An 18,309-nucleotide genomic window follows, 5' to 3' on the forward strand; every position below is an offset into this window, starting at 1 on the left:
ATGGTCGAACTGCAGCACAGCCAGCCCGATCCCGTACTACTCACACAGTTCCGCCTGCAGAACCCTGCTGCCACGACGGCCGAATGGAGCAGCCAGGACTTCGCGCCAGCAAAGCGCGCCATCCGGTCGGCCCTACACATAGACCAGGGCGGGCTCTGCGCATACTGCGAAAAGCCGCTTTCGGATGACGAAGGGCAAATCGACCACATCAAGCCCAAGAGTGGTCCCCAGGCTCACCCGCAACTGTGCTTCAGCTACCGTAACCATGCCCATGGTTGCATCCACCCGAAGACTTGTGGCCAGAAGAAGAAGGATGGACTACTTCCCATCGAACCCGGCCCCGGCTGCAACGCCCTTTGGACGCTGTCAACCGACGGCACTGTGGAACCTATCGCTGGCCTGACGCGATCTCAGCGCCACGCGGTGACGCAGACTCGCGGCATGCTGGGGCTCAACGCCGACGCGAATCTCGTCGATGAACGAAAGCGTTGGTTCTCCAGCGCCCTCATGGTTCTTCGGCACACCCCTGACGACCTTGCCATCTTTTTGCAAACAGCTCCCTACCGCCACATTCTGGCGACGGTGTTCTGATGCACCGCGATGCCTGATGTGTGTGCCGCCGTTGGCGGCGGTGAGCGATGATCTTTGCGCAAATGGAGCAACGATCCTGGCTGCCGGCATGCTCAAGACAACCGAGTTGGGATCACGGCAGACATCGACGTCGAATCGACCAACGGCTTTGATCAAGCGCTACAGCCAAATGGGATGCCGGGATGCAGCGTTTGAGTCGGGCGCTCAGCGGGTCCAGCCGCCAAACCGGATCGCCCCCGCGATGATGGCCGCGTACAAGGCCAGGCTGGCCGCCACCACCCCATAGAACGCAGTGGCCGGCGCCTGCAGCCAGCCCACGCAGATCCAGCCACCGACGGCCACCACCACCAGCCGCGCCAGGCTGCCCACCATCGGCCACAGCATGCGTCCAGCCCCCTGCGAGGCGAAGAACAGCGCCAGGCCCAGGCCGAACAGCCCGTAGCTGGCGCCGACGATGCGCAGGTACACGGCGCCCTGCGCACGCACCTGCGGGTCGGCCGTGAAGGCGTCCATCCACAAGCCCGGCGCCAGCGCGACCGCCAGGCCGATGGCGCCGGTGATCGCCGCGACCAGCCCGCCGCCCAGCCAGGCTGCGCGCACGGCACGCGCGGTCTGGCCTGCGCCCATGTTGGTGGCCACCAGGGTGGTCAGCGCGGTGCCGAAGCCGAAGGCGATGGGCACCAGGATGTACTCGAGCCGCGCCGCCACGCCGTAGCCGGCCAGCGCCAACGTGCCGTAGCTGCCCACCACGGCCGTGGCCAAGGCGATCGAACCGTTGCTGATGACCGAGGTCAGCGCGGCCGGCAAGCCCACGCGCAGGATGCCGGCCAAGGCGGCGCGCTCGATGCGCCAGCCCCGGGCCCGCAGCGGCACCGCCCCGTTCGGCCGCAGCAGCATGGCAGCCAGCACCAGCGCCGACGCGCCGTTGACGAACAGCAGGCTGAGCGCCGCGCCGGCCACGCCCAAGGCCGGCATCGGCCCCCAGCCGAACACCAGAGCCGGGCACAGCAGCAAATGCACCAGCGTGGAGCCGAGCATGAGCGCCGACGGCAACACCATGTTGCCGGCACCGCGCACGATGCCGGCCAGGACGTTGACGCCCCAGATCGCCAGCGCGCCGCCAAACATCACGTTCGAATACGCCATGGCCGCGTCGAGCGCGCCGCCATGCCCGCCCATCGCCGCGTAGACCGTGCGGCCCAAGCCCAGCAGTGCCAGCATGAACAACGCGGCCAGGACCAGCCCGACGAGCAGCGCATGGCGCGCCAGCTGCCCGGCATCCGCGGCGCGGCCCGCCCCCAGCGCGCGCGCCACCGCGGCCGTGGTGGCGCCGCCGATGCCTCCTGCCGACATCTGCATCATCAGCATCGACAGCGGCAGCACCAGCGCCACACCGGCCAGCGCCTCGTGCCCGAGGCGGCCGAGGATGAAGCCGTCATAGCCGATCTGGATGGTCATGGCGAACAGGCCGATCACGTTCGGCGTGGCCAGGCGCAGCAGCGTGGGCAGCAGCGGTGCGTGCAGCAGCTGCTGTGTGCGCTGAGGCGCCTGTGCCGAGGGCGAAGCAGGCAGGGCGGCGGCGGCGGCCATGCTCAGCGCCTGATCTCGGCGAGGTACACGCCCGGCTCGGCCGACAGGCCCTGCTTGACCTGCCGTGTGAGCGCGTCGCCCAGCACCTCCTCGGCGCCGGCGGCCAGGCCATCGAAGGCGGCGCGCACGATCTCTTCGGGCGTGGATTTGGGCATCTCGATGCCACGCGCCAGGTCGGTGTCGACAAAACCCATGTGCAGGCCCAGCACCTGCGTGCCCTGGGCGCGCAACGCGTGGCGCAGGCCGTTGGTCAGCGACCACGCGGCGGACTTGCTGGAGCCGTAGACCGCCAGCACGGGCGAGCTGATCCAGCTGGCGACCGACAGCACGTTCAGGATGGCGCCGCCGCCATGGGCCTTGAGCACGGGCGCGAACGCACGCGCCAGCAGCAGCGGGCCGAAGTAGTTGGTCTCCAGCTGCGCGCGGGCGGCTTCCACGGCGCCATCGGCCAGGAAGTCGCCCATCAGCGCAATGCCGGCGTTGTTCACCAGCAGCGTCACGTCGCTGCAGCGCGCCGCCGCGGCCGCCACCTGCTCGGGCTTGGTGACGTCCAGCGCAACGGCCTCCACCCCCGCGAGCGTGATGCTGGCCGGATCGCGCGCAGCGGCGTAGACCTTGCGCGCGCCGCGCGCCAGCGCCTCGCGGGCGAAGGCCTGGCCGATGCCGCGATTGGCACCGGTGATGAGGACGGTGGCGTTCTCGATGTGCATGGAAAGCTCCTTCGGGGTGGCTGATATGACACTCGTCATATTTGTGGGTGCAGGATCGGCGAAATGGATCGGGTGGCGCGTCAGCGCGCGGGCGCCGTGTCGAACTGCGCCAGCAGGCTGCGGCGCGTGGTGGCCAGCAGCGCGCGGCCTTCGGCGTTGTCGCCCAGCACGCGCGCCAGCTGCAGCGCGCCGACCAACTGGCCGGCCACCACGCCGGCCTGCTCAGCCGCCTCGTCCGGCAAGGCGCGCCGCACGGCGGCCACCAGTCGGCGCACGCGCTCGGCCGCAGCCTGCGCCACTTCGGCCGACTGGCGCGGCATCTCCGAGGCCAGGGCCGCCACCGGGCAACCCTGCGTGGTGCCGGCGAGGTGGCTGTCTGCCAGGTAGGCATCGACCAGGGCACGCAGGGGGCTGGCGCCGCGCGCCTGGCGCTGCGCCGTGCTCTTGGCCAGGCGCGCCGCGCTGTCGCGCCCGGCATGTTCGATGGCCTCGCACAGCAGCGCGTCGCGCGAGGCGAAGTGGGCGTAGAAGCCGCCGTGCGTGAGGCCGGCGCGCTTCATCACGTCGGCCACGCCCACACCCCAGAAACCGGCCTCGCGCATGACGCTGGCCGCCGTCTCGACGATGCGGTCGTGCGTCAGCTGCTTGCGGCTCGGTGCGGTGTCCATGGGGTCGCAAGATAGCACGAAATATGATGATCGTCATATTTGCGATGCTTGCATCCTGGCTGCGTCACCCCATATCCCTAGAATTCGCCCGAATACTCCATCCGCAAGGATCCTCTTTCATGGTTCCCCACCTCATCACCGCACTGACCGGGCCGATCAACGAGCTCGAGCAGCGCATCCTCGATTCCACGCCGGCCATCGAACGCTGGTTCCGGCTGGAGTGGATGGAACACACACCGCCGTTCTACTGTTCCGTGGACATCCGCAACGCCGGCTTCAAGCTCGCGCCGGTGGACACCAACCTGTTCCCGGGGGGCTGGAACAACCTCACGCAGCCCATGCTGCCGCTGGCCGTGCAGTCGGCCATGGCTGCCATCGAGAAGATCTGCCCCGAGGCCAAGAACCTGCTGCTGATCCCCGAGAACCACAGCCGCAACACCTTCTACCTGGCCAACGTGGCGCAGCTGCAGCGCATCTTCCACATGGCCGGCCTGAACGTGCGCGTGGGCTCGATCGATCCGGAGATCAAGGAAACCAAGACCATCCAGCTGCCCACCGGCGAGGAGCTCACGCTGGAGCCCGTGGTGCGCAGCAAGCGCCGCCTGGGGCTGAAGAACTTCGACCCCTGCACCATCCTGCTCAACAACGACCTGTCGGCCGGCGCGCCCGGCATCCTGGAAGACCTGCACGAGCAGTACCTGCTGCCGCCGCTGCACGCGGGCTGGTCGGTGCGGCGCAAGAGCCGGCATTTCCAGAGCTACGAGGAGGTTTCCAAGCGCTTCGGCAAGCTGCTGGGCATCGACCCCTGGCTGATCAACCCGATGTTCGCCAAGTGCGGCGAGGTCGACTTCGCCGAAGGCGCGGGCATGGACTGCCTGCAGACCAACGTGGATGCGCTGCTGACCAAGGTGCGCCGCAAGTACAAGGAGTACGGCATCAACGAGAAGCCCTTCGTGGTCGTGAAGGCCGACAACGGCACTTACGGCATGGGCATCATGACCGTGCACGACGCCGCCGAACTGGACAACCTGAACCGCAAGTCGCGCAACAAGATGGCCGTGGTCAAGGACGGCCAGCCCGTGCACAACGTGATCATCCAGGAAGGCGTGCTGACCGCCGAGCGCATGCACGACGCCATGGCCGAGCCGGTGGTCTACATGATGGACCGCTACGTGGTCGGTGGTTTCTACCGTGTGCATGCCGACCGCGGCCCCGACGAGAACCTCAACGCGCCAGGCTCGCGCTTCGTGCCATTGGCTTTTGCCGAGAGTACGCACTTACCCCAACACGGCATGAAGCCAGGCGCCAGCGCGCCGAACCGCTTCTACATGTATGGGGTGATCGGCCGGCTGGCCATGGTCGCGGCCAGCTACGAACTCGAAGCCACGGACCCGGAGGCCGAGGTCTACTGACACCGTGAACAGGGAAGTTGCTGCAGTGCAACATAGGCACCGCGGTGGCTTGCCGGCTTCAGGGCGAAGCGCACAATAGCCGTCCCGCGAAACACCAGCCGCTGGCCCCACGGCCGAGCGGCTTTCCTTTGCAACACGCAAAAACCCCGCTCGCGGCGCTCACCCTGGGCGCCATCGGTGTCGTCTACGGCGACATCGGCACCAGCGTCCTGTACGCGGTCAAGGAAATCTTCGGCTCCGGCCATGTGCCGTTCACGGTGGACAACGTCTACGGCGTGCTGTCCATCCTGTTCTGGACGCTGACCGTCATCGTCTCGCTCAAGTACGTGGTACTGGTGCTGCGCGCCGACAACGCCGGCGAAGGCGGCCTGGTCGCCATGCTGGCGCTGGCCTCGCAGTCGGTGAAGGACAAACCCAAGCTGCGCCAGGTGCTGCTCCTGGTCGGCATCTTCGGCACCTGTTTGTTCTATGGCGACGGCGTGATCACACCGGCCATCTCGGTGCTGTCGGCCGTGGAAGGCCTGGAAGTGGTGTCGCCAGCGTTCCGCAAGGCCGTCATTCCGCTCACGCTGGTGATCCTGTTCGCGCTGTTCGCGGTGCAGAAGCGCGGCACCACCGGCATCGGCAAGTTCTTCGGCCCACTGACGCTGCTGTGGTTCATCGCCATCGCGCTGCTGGGCATCTCGCACATCTGGCACCACCCCGAGATCCTGTACGCGCTGAGCCCGCACCACGCGCTGCGCTTCTTGTGGAACAACCCCGGCACCACCTTCATCATCCTGGGCGCGGTGGTGCTGGCCGTGACCGGCGCAGAAGCGCTGTATGCCGACCTGGGCCACTTCGGCAAGCGGCCGATCCGCTTGGCCTGGTTCAGCGTGGTCATGCCGGCGCTCACGCTGAACTACTTCGGCCAGGGCGCGCTGCTGCTGCGCGAGCCCGAGGCGGTGAAGAACCCTTTCTTCATGATGGCGCCCGAATGGGCGCTGCTGCCGCTGGTCTGCATGGCCACGGTGGCCGCGGTGATCGCCTCGCAGGCACTGATCACGGGTGCGTTCTCGGTCACCAAGCAGGTGATCCAGCTCGGCTACCTGCCGCGTCTGCAGATCCAGCACACCAGCGTCAAGGCGACCGGGCAGATCTACATCCCCTTCATCAACTGGGGGCTGTTCCTGGCCATCGTGCTGGCCGTGGTGATGTTCAGGTCGTCCAGCAACCTGGCGGCGGCCTACGGCATCGCGGTGTGCACCGACATGCTGATCACCACGGTGCTGACCTTCTTCGTCGTGCGCTACGGCTGGAAGTACCCGCTGTGGCTGTGCCTGCTGGCCACGGGCTTCTTCTTCATCGTCGACTTCGCGTTCTGGGCCTCCAACCTCATGAAGCTGTTCGACGGCGGCTGGTTCCCGCTGTTCATCGGCGGCATGATGTTCATGATCATGATGACCTGGCACGAGGGCCGGCGCCTGCTCAACGAGGCGCTGCGCGCCAACGCCATCGACCTCAAGAGCTTCCTCGAATCGGTGTTCGTGGCCCCGCCCGCACGCGTGGAAGGCACGGCGGTGTTCCTGACGGCCGAGCCCGGCAGCGTGCCCAACGCGCTGCTGCACAACCTCAAGCACAACAAGGTGCTGCACGAGACCAATTTGTTCGTCACCGTGCGCAGCCACGAACGGCCTTGGATCGGCATGGACAAGCGCCTGCAGATCGAGGCCCTGGGCCACGACTGCTGGCAGGTGGTGCTGCACTACGGCTTCAAGAACGACCCGGACCTGCCGCGCGCACTGGAGCAGATGCGCGGACGCGGCTGCGAAATGGAGACCATGACGACGAGCTACTTCCTGTCGCGCGACATGGTGGTGCCCACGCTGGGTACCGGCATGGCGCCCTGGCGCGAGAAGCTGTTCGCCCAGATGCACCTGAACGCGAGCGCCGCTGCGGACTTCCTCAAGCTGCCCAGCAACGCCGTCGTCGAGTTGGGCTCCAAGGTCGAGATCTGAGAACGTGTGAACGAACCGCTCACACCCACGCGAGGCCCCCGATGAGCATTCGTTTCCCTCATGATTGCTGCGCCCAGGGCCTCGCCCTTCGGGCCGGGGCGCGCCGGGCCACATGCGGGCGTTGCAGTCCTTGCCCGGGCACAAGCCCGGGCTGCGGCCTGCGCCTACGCCTGCGGCCCGCCGCACCCCGTCGTGGGCGCGATCGGTTCATTCACACGTTCTGAGCCGGCCATGCAAAAGGCCCGCGCCTTGCGGCGCGGGCCTTTTGCGTTCTGTGCGAAGCGCGAGGATCAGACTTCGCCGCCAGGCAGGTCGCCGGCGCGCAGGGCACGCACCGCCTCGGCGTGCACGGCTTCGCGGGTCAGCAGGCTCTTGGAGGGGCGGTAGCCGATGTCGGCACCTTCGCCAGCCGGGGCCAGTTGGTGGCTCCGGGCGGCAGCCAGGTATTCGCCCTGGACTTGCTCGCGGGTCACCGTGCTGGGCTTGGCAGAGGCCACAACGCCTGCCTCACCGACTTCACCGGTGGCGACGAGCTGGTGGTTGCGCTGGGCTTGCAGGAGTTCGTTGCGCACGGCTTCGCGGCTCAGGCCGCCGGACGAAGCGGCTGCCACCGGCGGGATGTAGCCGACTTCACCACTGGCGTTCACACCGCCGCCAGCGAATGCGGGCGCTGCGACCAGGCCGGCTGCGGCGAGCAGGGCGGAGGCGAGGATCTTGGTGTTCATGGTGTTTTCCTTCATTGACATTGACGATGGAATGAAGTTTAAAAACTGTGACACGATTGAAAAAGCCTGTTCAAGGCAAAGCATCGTTTCCTTTCAAGCAACAGTACGTCGGAACTTTTCGCCCATGCAAAAGGCCCGCGCCTTGCGGCGCGGGCCCTGGTCGGCACGGTTGCGAAACGCTCAGACTTCGCCGCCACCCAGCAGGCCATGGCGCACGGCGTACACGGCTTCGGCGCGCACGGCGTCGCGGGTCAAGCTGCTCTTGGCGGTGGCCACGGCGCCGATGTCGGCGCCTTCGCCGGCTTCCGGCAGCATGCCGCTGCGTTCGGCTTGCAGGTACTCGGCACGCACGGCAGCACGGGTCAGATCGCTCTTGACCGAGCTGACTTGCGGCACGTAGCCGACTTCACCGCTGATGTTGTCGCCAGCAAAGCTGGGGGCTGCGGCGAAACCGGCGGCGGCGATCAGGGCGGAGGCAAGAAACTTCGTGTTCATGATGGATTCCTTTCGGTGGTGAGGACAACTTCCCGTTCGGCGGAGCCGGACCCTTTGTCCCGCGCCGTCTCGACGAGTCGTGTCGTGCGCCTCATCGATGGGTCCAATTGTCGAAGCCGCACCCCGAAAGAAAAACCGTGCAGCGGGCAATGCATCGTTTCTCGTAAAGCAACAGTCCTCAGACCTAGGACTTTCCCTTGGCCGTCAGCGCCAAAGCAAAAGGCCCGCGCCTTGCGGCGCGGGCCTTTCATGCGGAGACCGTGAAGATCAGACTTCGCCGCCGACCAGCTGGCCGTGGCGCACGGCGTAGACGGCTTCTGCGCGCACGGCATCACGCGACAGCGTGCTCTTGGCAGAAGCCACGGCACCGGTGTCGGCGCCTTCGCCCAGTTCGGGCAGCGTGCCGTTGCGCTCGGCCTGCAGGTACTCGGCACGCACGGCTTCGCGCGTCAGGCTGCTCTTGGCGCTGCTCACTTGCGGCACATAGCCGACTTCACCGCTGATGTTGTCGCCGGCAAAGGCGGGGGCGGCTGCGAAAGCGGCGGCGGTGATCAGGGCGGAGGCAAAAAACTTCGTGTTCATGGTGTTCATCCTTGCAAATCGGTTGGCTCGATCCGGTCGCCAGGCCTTCCGGGCGACCGCTTCGATGAACCGTTTGCGGTTGGCTCATCGATGGGATGAACTGTAGAAGTTGTGCTTTGAAAGAAAAACAGGCCTCCGAGCAATGGATCGTTTCCCGGATCGAAACAGTAACCGGTTTCAGGCTTCGCGGTAGAAGGCTTCCACCTGGCCCTTGAGCTTGATCAGCAGCGGCCGGCCACGGCGGTCCACGGTCTTGCCGGCGGCCACCTTGATCCAGCCTTCGGACAGGCAGTACTCCTCGACATCGTGGCGTTCGGTGCCGTTGAAGCGGATGCCGATGTCGTGCTGGAACACGGCCGCGACATGGTGCGGGCTGCGCGGGTCGACGGACAGGTGGTCGGGCAGCGGCGGACGGGTGGTGGCTTCTTGGTTCATGGGCGCAATTAGACCGCAGCCCGCGGCCACGCTAACCCAGCGAGCGCAGCCCCGCGGCGGTGCGCACCCACGCCAGCAGTCCGGGCACGGGCGCCTCGCGCACCGTCAGCGTGACCGCGGGCTCAGCCAGGCCCAGCCGGTCGAGCAGCGCCTGCACGCGCGCCGGCTCAGGGTGCTGCAGTTCGAGCGCGACCAGTGTGCAGCCGAGGTCTTCGAGCATGGATGCCGGATGGATGGGGGTGTCCCACTGGATCAGCGTCGGAGCAGCACCACCGAGCGGCAGACTGCCGTCGGCTGGCACCGTGATGCGCCAGCCGAACCCGCCGCGCGACATGGGCAGCACCTCGCCGACCGGCACGGCGGCCGCCGCGGCGACCGCTGCCGCGATGTCGTCGGTGCGCGCCACCCAGCAGGCCAGGCGCGGCGGCGCATCGGCCGCCAGTCGGTCGAGTTCGAACCAGCGCGCACGCGGCGGGGCCGGCACGCCAGGGTCCACGGCGATCACCTCCAGGTACAGCGCCTCGCCCAAACGCAGCAACAGGTTGTGCGTGCCCATGCGGGCATGCTGGCCGCCCGGCTGCGGGCGCACGCCCAGTTGCGCGTGCAGGGCGTCGCTGCCGGCCTGCAGCGTTGGCGCCACGATGGCGAGGTGGTCGATGCGGCAGGTCGCCATTCAGGTGCCCGAGGGGCGCAGCAGCACCTTCTCGCCCGTGGCCTGCTTGCCGTAGATGGCGATGGCCTCCAGCGACAGCGCCTCGGCCAGGCCGACCTCGCGCGTGTAGTGGCTCGCGAAGGTGGTCGTGAGCTCGGCCGCCACGCGCGCCTTGAGCTGCTGCACCTGGTGCGGGCCGGTCTTCTGCAGGAACGGGAACAGCAGCCAGCCGCCTACCCCCCAGGTCATGCCGAAGCCGCGCGCGATCTCGATGGGGCCGCGGTCCAGGCTGCCGTAGACGTAGACCTGCTTGTGCACATTGCTGCCGTAGCGGCTGTAGGCGGCCTGCTCCTTGCGCGCAATCGCAGCCTCCATGGCGACGAGGATCTGGCCGGCCAGCTTGCCGCCGCCGATGGCGTCGAAGGCCAGCGTGGCGCCGGTCGTGGCAATGGCTTCGAGCAAGGCCGACTGGAAGTCGCCCTGGCTGCTGTCGACCACATGCTGCGCGCCCTGGCTGCGCAGCAGCGCGGCCTGCTCGGGCTTGCGCACCACGTTGACCAGCGGCACGCCGTCCTTCAGGCAGATGCGGTTCAGCATCTGGCCGAGGTTGGACGCCGCTGCCGTGTGCACCAGCGCGCTGTGGCCCTCGCGCCGCATGGTCTCCACCATGCCCAGCGAGGTCAGCGGGTTGACGAAGCACGAGGCGCCCTGGGCGGCCGTGGCGCCCTCGGGCAGCGGCAGGCATTGCGCGGCCGAAATGGCGCGGAATTCTGCGTACATGCCGCCGCCCAGCAACGCGACCTTCCGGCCCAGCAGGGCCTGGGCCGCGGCCGAGGCACCGGCGGCGACCACGGTGCCGGCGCCCTCGTTGCCCACGACCATGGAATCGCCGACCCGCGCGCCGGCCGCGGCCAGGGCCGCGGGCGACAGGCTGGCCGTGACCACGGGACGCTCGGCCGTGCCCGAGACCTTGGCCGTCGCCATGTCGGCACCGCCGAACAGCAGGCCCAGGTCGGAGGGGTTCAGCGGCGCGGCCTCCATGCGCACCACGACCTCGTCGTCGTGCGCAGGCTGGGGCATGGCGACCTCGGCCAGCGAGAGTTCCAGGGTCGCGTCGGGGCGAATCAGCGAGCGCAGTTGCAAGGGCATGGGCGGTCCTCGGGTGGGTGGTTCGGTGGAGCCGCCCAGTATAGGAAGCGCCCCGCGCTCAGCGGGCCATCCAGGCCGCGAAGGTGACCGTGCCCAGGCGCGCCTGGCCCACGGGCACCAGCGTGCCATCGTCCAGCGGCGCGCCGAAGTACAGCGCCTGCGGGTCCGCCACGACCTGGCGGCCGTCCTGCTTCAGGTCGAGGTAGCGCTGCACGAGCTCGGCCAGCGGCAGCCGCTCGGGGCCGGCAATCTCGATGCGGCCGTGCAGGGGCGCGGCCAGTGCCACGTCGGCCAGCACGGCGGCCACGTCGTCGGAGCTGATGGGCTGGATGGCGGCCGGCGACAGCCGGATCTCGCCGCCCGCACCGGCCGACTGCGCGATGCCGCCCAGGAACTCGAGGAACTGCGTGGCCTGCACGATGGTCCAGGGGATGCTACCGGCCACGATCAGGTCTTCCTGCGCCTGCTTGGCACGGAAGTAGCCGCTCTGCTGCAGCCGGTCGGTGCCGACCACCGACAGCGCCACATGGTGCTGCACGCCGGCGCGGGCCTCGGCCGCGAGCAGCTTGCGGCCCGAGGTCTGGAAGAAGTCCAGCACGGCCTGGTCGGCGAACGAGGGCGAGTTCGCCACGTCCACCACCACCTGGGCGCCGGCCAGCGCCGCGTCCAGGCCCTCGCCCGTGAGCGTGTTGACGCCGGTGTTGGGCGAGGCGGCCAGCACGTCGTGGCCACGGTTCTTGAGCAGCACGACGAGCTTGGAGCCGATCAGGCCCGTGCCGCCGATGACGACGATCTTCATGGTGTGTCCTTGGTTGGCGTCAGCGGGATCAGGAGAACTGCACCTTGTCCAGGCCGAAGGCCTTGTCGGCCGCGCCCGGCACGTTGCGAAACGCGATGCTCAGGCGGTTCCAGGCGTTGATGCCCATCACGTTGTGGGTCAGCTCGACGATCTCCTGCTCGGAGAACTCGGCGCGCACTTCTTCATACACGGCATCGGGCACGCCGTGCGCCGGCAGCTGCGTGAGCACCTCGGTCCAGGCGAAGGCGGCGTGCTCGCGGGCGCTGAACAACGGCGATTCGCGCCAGATCGCGACGTGGTGCAGGCGCAGCTCGCCCTCGCCGTGCAGCTTGGCCTGCTTGACGTGCATGTCCAGGCAGAAGGCGCAGCCGTTCATCTGCGAGGCACGGATCTCGATCAGCGCGAGCAGCTTGGCATCGAGGTGGCCCTTCTTGGCCGCGATGCTGTAGTCGGACAACTTCTTGTAAAGCTCGGGGGCTTGCTGCAGGGCGTTGAGACGGGGGGTCATGGTGGTTTCCTTTCGGGTGGTTGAATCGGCTTCTTCCCTGTTAGACGTGCCGCCTGCGCGGTTTGTGACAGGCCAGCCGCAAAAATCCGGCATGGGCACAATCCGCCGCCTATGCGCTTCCTCAAAGACTTGAGCCTGCCGGCGTTCACAGCCGGCTTCGTGGCCGTGCTGGTCGGGTTCACGAGCTCCGTGGCCATCGTGTTCCAGGCCGCCTTGGCCTTCGGCGCCACGCCCGAACTCATCAGCTCCTGGATGTGGGCGCTGGGCCTGGGCATGGGGCTGTGCACCGCCATCCCCTCGCTGCTGTGGCGCATGCCCGTCATGGTGGCCTGGAGCACGCCGGGCGCGGCCGTGCTGGCCGTGGCCGGTGCGGGCTATGGCATGGGCGAGGCCGTGGGCGCCTTCATGCTCAGCGCGCTGGCGATCTGGCTGGCGGGCGCCACGGGCTGGTTCGAACGGGTCATGAACCGCATCCCCGTGGCCATCGCCTCGGCGCTGCTGGCTGGCGTGCTGGCGCGCTTCGGGCTGGATGCTTTTCTCGCCGCCAAGACCGCGCTGGGTCTGGTGCTGCTGATGCTGGTGGTCTACCTGCTGGGCCGGCGCCTGCTGCCGCGCTACGCCGTGCCGCTGACGCTGCTGGCCGCCATCGTCTACTGCGGCGTGCGCGGCGAGCTGGGCTGGTCGTCGGTCCACCTGGCGTTGGCGGTGCCCCAGTTCACCATGCCGGTCTTCAGCTGGCAGGCGGCCATCAGCCTGGCCGTGCCGCTGTTCGTGGTGACCATGGCCTCGCAGAACCTGCCCGGCGTGGCCGCCATCCGCGCGGCCGGCTACGGCCGCATGCCGATCTCCAGGCTGCTCAGCATCACCGGCCTGGCCACGCTGGTGCTGGCGCCGTTCGGCGCTTTCGCGCTGAACCTGTCGGCGATCACGGCCGCGATCTGCATGGGCCGCGAGGCCCATGAAGACCCCGACAAGCGCTACACCGCGGCCGTGAGCTGCGGCCTGATCTACGTGCTGATCGGCATCTTCGGCGCCACCGTCACGGGGCTGCTGACGGCCTTTCCGCGCGAGCTGGTGGCCGCCATCGCCGGCCTGGCGCTGCTGGGCACCATCGGCAACGGCCTGGCCGTGGCGCTGGCCGACGAACGCCACCGTGAGCCCGCCCTGATCACCTTCCTGGTCACGCTCTCGGGCGTGGCAATTGCCGGCATCGGCTCGGCCTTTTGGGGCGTGGTGGCCGGTGCCGCGGCGCTGTTTGTGCAACAGTACGGCGCTTCCCGAAAGACCAACGCATGAACATCCTCTTCGTCATCGACCCGCTGGACAGCTTCAAGATCTACAAGGACACGACGTTCTCGATGATGCGCGAGGCCCAGCGCCGCGGCCACCGCATCTGGTCCTGCGAACCGCGCCACATCGGCTGGCGCACGGGCGGCAAGGTGCAGGCCCAGGTCAACGAACTGACGCTGACCGGTGCACCCGACGCCTGGTACCGCATCGATTCCTCGCCCGTGCGTGCGCTGGCCGAATTCGACGCCGTGCTCATGCGCAAGGACCCGCCCTTCGACAGCGAGTTCTTCTACGCCACGCACCTCTTGGAGCAGGCCGAGCGCGAGGGCGCCAAGGTCTTCAACAAGCCGGCCGCGCTGCGTGACCACCCCGAGAAGCTGGCCATCATGGAGTTCGCGCAGTTCACCAGCCCCACCCTGGTCACGCGCGACCCGGCTGCTGTGCGCGCCTTCCACGCCGAGCACCAGGACATCATCCTCAAGCCCCTGGACGGCATGGGCGGCATGGGCATCTTCCGCGTCAAGGCCGATGGGCTGAACCTGGGCTCCATCGTCGAGACGCTGAACAAGGACGGCGCCGAGACCATCATGGTGCAGCGCTTCGTGCCCGAGATCGTGAAGGGCGACAAGCGCATCCTCGTGATCGGCGGCAAGCCGGTGCCGTTCTCGCTCGCGCGCATCCCGCAGGGCAGCGAGGTGCGCGGCAACCTGGCGGCCGGCGGCAAGGGCGTGGCCCAGCCGCTGACCGAACGCGACCGTGAGATCGCCGAGGCCCTGGGCCCGGTGCTGGCCGCGCGCGGCCTGCTGCTGGTGGGCCTGGACGCGATCGGCGACTGCCTGACCGAGGTCAACGTGACCAGCCCGACCTGTTTCCAGGAGATCAGCGACCAGACCGGCTTCGACGTGCCGGCCATGTTCATCGACGCGCTGGAGGCTGCGCTGGCGGGCTGACGCTCAGGCGGCCAGCGCCGCCACGGTCTGCTGCAGCACCTCGGCCACGGCCGCCATGCCCGCATCCTCCAGCGTGGTCGCGCGGCACCACAGGTAGATCGGCCGTGGCCGGGGCGGCGCCGGAAGTGCCAGCTCCGCGAGGCCGAAGCGTTCCGCCAGCCGGCGCAGCGGAAAGCGCGGCAGCACCGCCAGGTGCCGGCCCTGGGCCAGCGTGTCGAGCAGCACGAAGGCCTCGCCCAGTACGGTGACGTCCACGCGCATGGCCTGCACGCCCGCGGCGGCCAGCATCTCGCGCACCTCCTGGTCGAAGGGCGAGGCCGAACCCAGGCTGATCCAGCGCTGGGCGTCGAGCGCGCCGCCGCCCTGGGCCAGCGCATGCGTGCGCGCGCAGAACACGCCCAGCGCGTCGGCCACGAGCAGCCGGCGCTCGATGCCGGGCGGCGGGCGCTCCAGCCAGGCGGGCGCGACCACGAACTCGTGGTGGCCGTCGATGAGCTGCTCCAGCAGCAGGTGCGGCCGGTCGCTCTGCACCGACAGCGCGAGGTCGGGAAAGCACTCCAGCAGCACGCGCACCAGATCGCCCGCGACCGCCGCGCCGACCAGCGGCCCGGCACCGATGCGCACCTGCTTGCGGATGCCGCTGCGGTGGCGCGCCGTGACCTCGGCCGCGTCCTTGAGCCTTCTGCCGATGGCACGGCCCTCGCGCGCCAGCATCTCGCCCAGCGGCGTGCTGCGCACGCCGTAGCGGCTGCGCTCGAACAACGCGCCGCCGGCCTGCATCTCCAGCGTCTGCATGTTGTGCGTGAGCGTGGGCTGGGTCAGGTGCAGGTGGCGGCTGGCCTGGGTGATGGAGCCCTTCTCGAGGATCGTGGCGAGTTGCACGAGGTGGCGCGGGTCCATAGAAAAACCTCTGTTTGGGCTGCAATTTTCAATTTTACGGATGGTCCGCGCCGGCCTACAGTGCGCGCCCGGCCACCGCTTCCATCCGCATGCAACCCAACCTCATCTTCATCGTCGCCGACGACCTCGGCTATGCCGACCTGGGCTGCTACGGCGGCCGGCCGGCCGGCTTCGGCCCCGTGTCGCCGCACATCGACGCGCTGGCCGCGGGCGGCCTGCGCTTCACCGAGGGCTACAGCAACTCGCCGGTTTGCTCGCCCACGCGCTTCGCGCTCATGACCATGCGCTACCAGTACCGGCTGCGCGGCGGCATGGAGGAGCCCATCAACAGCCGCAGCAAGGGCAGCCCCACGCTGGGCCTGCCGCCCGCCATGCCGACCCTGCCCTCGTTGCTGCGCGAAGCCGGCTACGCCACCGCGCTGATCGGCAAATGGCACCTGGGCTACCCGCCGGCCTTCGGCCCGCAGCGCTCGGGCTACGACGACTTCTACGGCATCATGGCCGGCGGCGTGGACTACTTCAGCCACTGCTCGGGCAAGGGCGACCACGACCTCTACGAGAACGGGTCCGAGCGGCACGACGTGGGCTACCTGACCGACCTGCTCTCGCGCCGCGCCGTCGACCATGTGAAGGCGCGCGCCGCCGCGGCCCGCTCCGGCCAGCCCTTCTTCCTGAGCCTGCACTACACGGCGCCGCACTGGCCGTGGGAGACGCGCGACGACGCCCACCTGGCGGCCGAGGTGGCCGGCAACCTGTTCCACCTGGACGGCGGCGACGTGGAGACCTACCGGCGCATGATTCACCACATGGACGAGGGCATCGGCTGGCTGGTCGCCGCGCTGCGCGAAGAGGGCCTGCTGGAGAACACGCTGATCGTCTTCACGAGCGACAACGGCGGCGAGCGCTTCTCGGACAACTGGCCGCTCGTGGGCGGCAAGATGGACCTGACCGAAGGCGGTATCCGCGTGCCCTGGATCGCGCACTGGCCGGCCGCCATCCCGGCCGGCAGCACGAGCGCCCAGCACTGCATGAGCATGGACTGGTCGGCCACGCTGCTGGCGCTCGGCGGCGGCGTGCCGCACCCGGACTATCCCCTCGACGGCGTCTCGCTGGCCCCCGTGCTGCGCGACCCCGGCCAGACCTTCGAACGGCCGCTGTACTGGCGCATGCACCACCGCCACCAACGCGCGCTGCGGCGCGGCGACTGGAAGTACCTGAAGGTCGACGAACACGAGTACCTGTTCAACGTGCGGCAGGATGCGCGCGAGCGCGCCAACCTCGCGCACAAACACCCCGAGATGCTCGAGACCATGCGCGCGGACTGGCTGGCCTGGGAGACCACGGTGCCCGCCATCCCCGAGGACGCGGCCGTGAGCCTGGGCTACTCGGCCAAGGACATGCCGCAGCGCTGACCCCCCACTACCCACCCTTCGGAGACAACCCATGCCCAAGATCCCCCGCCGCGCGCTCTGCGCCGCCGCCCTGCTCGCGCTGGCTGCCGTGCCGCTGCACGCCCAGACCTGGCCCGAGCGCCCGATCAAGCTCATCACCCCGTCCACGCCCGGCGGTCCGCCCGACGCCTACGCGCGTGCGCTGGCCGACCTGCTGGTCAAGGAACTGGGCCAGCCCGTGGTGGTGGAGAACTCGCCGGCCGTGGGCGGCATGGTGGCGGCCCAGGTGATGACGCGCACGCCCGCCGACGGCTACACGCTCTTGGTCAGCACGGCCGGCATGATGACCATCACGCCCAATGCCAACCCGCGTGCGCGCTACGTGCCGGCCGACTTCACGCCGATCTGCCAGGGCGTGGAGGCCGGCCTGGTGCTGGCCAGCCACCCGAGCCTCGGCACGCACAACTTCGCCGAACTCGCGCAGTGGATCAAGGCGCAGAAGACCCCGCCCACCTACTCGTCCTTCGCGCCGGGCTCGCCCGCACACTTCCTGGGCTACCAGCTGGCCGAGGCGCTCAAGGTGGAGATGACGCACGTGCCCTACCGCAGCAGCCCGAACCAGATCACCGACATGGTGGGCGGCACCGCGCCGCTGGGCTTCGTGCAGACCGCCACGGCCGGCCCGCAGATCAAGGCCGGCAAGCTCGTGGCCTATGCGACCACGGCAGCCCAGCGCTCGGCCGAGCTGCCCGACGTGCCCACAGTGGCCGAGATCGGCCTGCCGCAGCTACAGACCACGGTGTGGTTCGGCCTGTCGGCCCCCAAGGGTCTGCCCGCGCCCATCGTGCAGCGGCTGACGGCCGCGCACCAGAAGGTGCTGGCTTCGCCGGACTTCCGCCAGCGCATGGCCACGGCGGGCCTGGCACCGGCCGCCCCGCTGTGCGGCGAGGCCTTCCTGCAGCAGATGAACGCGGAATCGGCGCGCTGGGCGCGCATCGTCAAGGCAACCGGCTTCGTCGCCGATTGAGCGGCGCCGGATCCCTAGGAACCGCAGGGCATGCCCAACTGGCGCAGATGGTCGCGCCAGCTGGCAAACCGGCCGAACTCGCCATCGGGCGTACAGGCCAGCACCCGGTGCGCCACCTCCTCGAAGCTGCAGTCGGCCAGGTGCAGCGTCAGCCGGGCGCGCGGTGCCGCACTGGCGCAGGCGGCACCCGAACGCGGCAGGGGTTCGCAGCGCAGGATGTCCACGCCGTCGCAGGCCAGCAGGGCGCGGCGCACGGCATGCGCATCGACCAGCGGGACGGTGACATCGAGCACCTGGAACACCGTTCGGCGCGGTGCGGTGGCAGCTTGGGCGAACTCCTTGTACGCGGCATAAGCCATGGGTCTTCAGCGGAAGTCGAGAGGCATCCAGTGTCGGCACATGCCCGTCAAGCCGTTGTCAACTCTTGCGGGCGCCGCG

20 protein-coding genes are annotated in these 18,309 nt (G+C 68.9%); 7 read left to right on the forward strand and 13 right to left on the reverse strand.

Annotated elements, in window-relative coordinates:
* On the forward strand, positions 1 to 591 hold the full coding sequence (locus ACSQ4M_RS02995; protein ID WP_436188188.1) for a retron system putative HNH endonuclease: 591 nt from the start codon (positions 1 to 3) through the stop codon (positions 589 to 591).
* 204 nt (positions 592 to 795) lie between these two features.
* Here ACSQ4M_RS02995 and ACSQ4M_RS03000 read toward each other — a convergent pair whose 3' ends face one another.
* The 3 genes from ACSQ4M_RS03000 to ACSQ4M_RS03010 form a co-directional block, all read right to left on the reverse strand.
* The gene (locus ACSQ4M_RS03000) at positions 796 to 2,181 is read right to left on the reverse strand and encodes an MATE family efflux transporter (protein ID WP_436188189.1); all 1,386 of its coding nucleotides are present in this window, start codon (positions 2,179 to 2,181) and stop codon (positions 796 to 798) included.
* Between the two features lie 2 nt (positions 2,182 to 2,183).
* Complete coding sequence (locus ACSQ4M_RS03005) at positions 2,184 to 2,891, reverse strand: SDR family oxidoreductase (RefSeq protein ID WP_436188190.1); 708 nt, start codon at positions 2,889 to 2,891, stop codon at positions 2,184 to 2,186.
* A gap of 80 nt (positions 2,892 to 2,971) precedes the next feature.
* A complete protein-coding gene (locus ACSQ4M_RS03010; RefSeq protein WP_436188191.1) occupies positions 2,972 to 3,559 on the reverse strand; it encodes a TetR/AcrR family transcriptional regulator in 588 nt (195 codons plus the stop codon).
* 119 nt (positions 3,560 to 3,678) lie between these two features.
* On the opposite strand from ACSQ4M_RS03010, the gene gshA reads away from it, so the two are divergent.
* Together gshA and ACSQ4M_RS03020 are read left to right on the forward strand one after the other, a co-directional pair.
* Positions 3,679 to 4,971 carry a glutamate--cysteine ligase gene (gene gshA, locus ACSQ4M_RS03015; RefSeq protein ID WP_436188192.1) on the forward strand — a complete coding sequence of 431 codons (1,293 nt, stop codon included), beginning with the start codon at positions 3,679 to 3,681 and terminating at the stop codon, positions 4,969 to 4,971.
* A 128-nt stretch (positions 4,972 to 5,099) separates the two neighbouring features.
* Positions 5,100 to 6,968 (forward strand): potassium transporter Kup, encoded by a 1,869-nt coding sequence (locus ACSQ4M_RS03020; RefSeq protein WP_436188193.1) that lies wholly within the window; start codon positions 5,100 to 5,102, stop codon positions 6,966 to 6,968.
* Between the two features lie 290 nt (positions 6,969 to 7,258).
* Here ACSQ4M_RS03020 and ACSQ4M_RS03025 read toward each other — a convergent pair whose 3' ends face one another.
* From ACSQ4M_RS03025 to ACSQ4M_RS03060, 8 genes are all read right to left on the reverse strand, one after another.
* Positions 7,259 to 7,693 carry a hypothetical protein gene (locus tag ACSQ4M_RS03025; protein WP_436188194.1) on the reverse strand — a complete coding sequence of 145 codons (435 nt, stop codon included), beginning with the start codon at positions 7,691 to 7,693 and terminating at the stop codon, positions 7,259 to 7,261.
* A gap of 180 nt (positions 7,694 to 7,873) precedes the next feature.
* Complete coding sequence (locus tag ACSQ4M_RS03030; protein ID WP_436188195.1) at positions 7,874 to 8,188, reverse strand: DUF4148 domain-containing protein; 315 nt, start codon at positions 8,186 to 8,188, stop codon at positions 7,874 to 7,876.
* 267 nt (positions 8,189 to 8,455) lie between these two features.
* Positions 8,456 to 8,770, reverse strand: coding sequence for a DUF4148 domain-containing protein (locus ACSQ4M_RS03035; protein ID WP_436188196.1), 315 nt, complete (start codon positions 8,768 to 8,770; stop codon positions 8,456 to 8,458).
* Between the two features lie 177 nt (positions 8,771 to 8,947).
* Complete coding sequence (locus ACSQ4M_RS03040; RefSeq protein ID WP_436188197.1) at positions 8,948 to 9,205, reverse strand: DUF3297 family protein; 258 nt, start codon at positions 9,203 to 9,205, stop codon at positions 8,948 to 8,950.
* A gap of 31 nt (positions 9,206 to 9,236) precedes the next feature.
* Complete coding sequence (locus ACSQ4M_RS03045; RefSeq protein ID WP_436188198.1) at positions 9,237 to 9,878, reverse strand: VOC family protein; 642 nt, start codon at positions 9,876 to 9,878, stop codon at positions 9,237 to 9,239.
* A complete protein-coding gene (locus tag ACSQ4M_RS03050) occupies positions 9,879 to 11,006 on the reverse strand; it encodes a zinc-binding dehydrogenase (RefSeq protein WP_436188199.1) in 1,128 nt (375 codons plus the stop codon).
* Positions 11,007 to 11,064: 58 nt separating this feature from the next.
* Entirely contained in the window at positions 11,065 to 11,805 is a 741-nt protein-coding gene (locus ACSQ4M_RS03055) for an SDR family oxidoreductase (RefSeq protein ID WP_436188200.1), read from the reverse strand.
* A gap of 28 nt (positions 11,806 to 11,833) precedes the next feature.
* Complete coding sequence (locus ACSQ4M_RS03060) at positions 11,834 to 12,313, reverse strand: carboxymuconolactone decarboxylase family protein (RefSeq protein ID WP_436188201.1); 480 nt, start codon at positions 12,311 to 12,313, stop codon at positions 11,834 to 11,836.
* Between the two features lie 111 nt (positions 12,314 to 12,424).
* Here ACSQ4M_RS03060 and ACSQ4M_RS03065 point away from each other — a divergent pair, with 111 nt between their 5' ends.
* Both ACSQ4M_RS03065 and gshB read left to right on the forward strand, forming a co-directional pair.
* Entirely contained in the window at positions 12,425 to 13,609 is a 1,185-nt protein-coding gene (locus tag ACSQ4M_RS03065; RefSeq protein ID WP_436188202.1) for a benzoate/H(+) symporter BenE family transporter, read from the forward strand.
* Entirely contained in the window at positions 13,606 to 14,553 is a 948-nt protein-coding gene (gene gshB, locus ACSQ4M_RS03070; protein WP_436188203.1) for a glutathione synthase, read from the forward strand. The genes ACSQ4M_RS03065 and gshB overlap by 4 nt, the downstream gene beginning before the upstream one ends.
* Before the next feature lie 3 nt (positions 14,554 to 14,556).
* On the opposite strand, the gene ACSQ4M_RS03075 is transcribed toward gshB, so the two are convergent.
* Positions 14,557 to 15,453: a LysR family transcriptional regulator gene (locus ACSQ4M_RS03075; RefSeq protein ID WP_436188204.1), complete on the reverse strand. Its 897-nt coding sequence runs from the start codon at positions 15,451 to 15,453 to the stop codon at positions 14,557 to 14,559.
* A gap of 89 nt (positions 15,454 to 15,542) precedes the next feature.
* On the opposite strand from ACSQ4M_RS03075, the gene ACSQ4M_RS03080 reads away from it, so the two are divergent.
* Together ACSQ4M_RS03080 and ACSQ4M_RS03085 are read left to right on the forward strand one after the other, a co-directional pair.
* Positions 15,543 to 16,865, forward strand: a complete 1,323-nt coding sequence (locus ACSQ4M_RS03080) for a sulfatase family protein (RefSeq protein WP_436188205.1) — start codon at positions 15,543 to 15,545, stop codon at positions 16,863 to 16,865.
* A gap of 31 nt (positions 16,866 to 16,896) precedes the next feature.
* Positions 16,897 to 17,871: a tripartite tricarboxylate transporter substrate binding protein gene (locus ACSQ4M_RS03085; protein WP_436188206.1), complete on the forward strand. Its 975-nt coding sequence runs from the start codon at positions 16,897 to 16,899 to the stop codon at positions 17,869 to 17,871.
* Between the two features lie 14 nt (positions 17,872 to 17,885).
* Here ACSQ4M_RS03085 and ACSQ4M_RS03090 read toward each other — a convergent pair whose 3' ends face one another.
* Positions 17,886 to 18,230, reverse strand: a complete 345-nt coding sequence (locus tag ACSQ4M_RS03090) for a hypothetical protein (protein ID WP_436188207.1) — start codon at positions 18,228 to 18,230, stop codon at positions 17,886 to 17,888.
* Positions 18,231 to 18,309 lie beyond the last annotated feature (79 nt).

It is taken from the genome of Pseudorhodoferax sp. LjRoot39, from assembly GCF_964253035.1.
Taxonomy (GTDB): domain Bacteria; phylum Pseudomonadota; class Gammaproteobacteria; order Burkholderiales; family Burkholderiaceae_C; genus Pseudorhodoferax.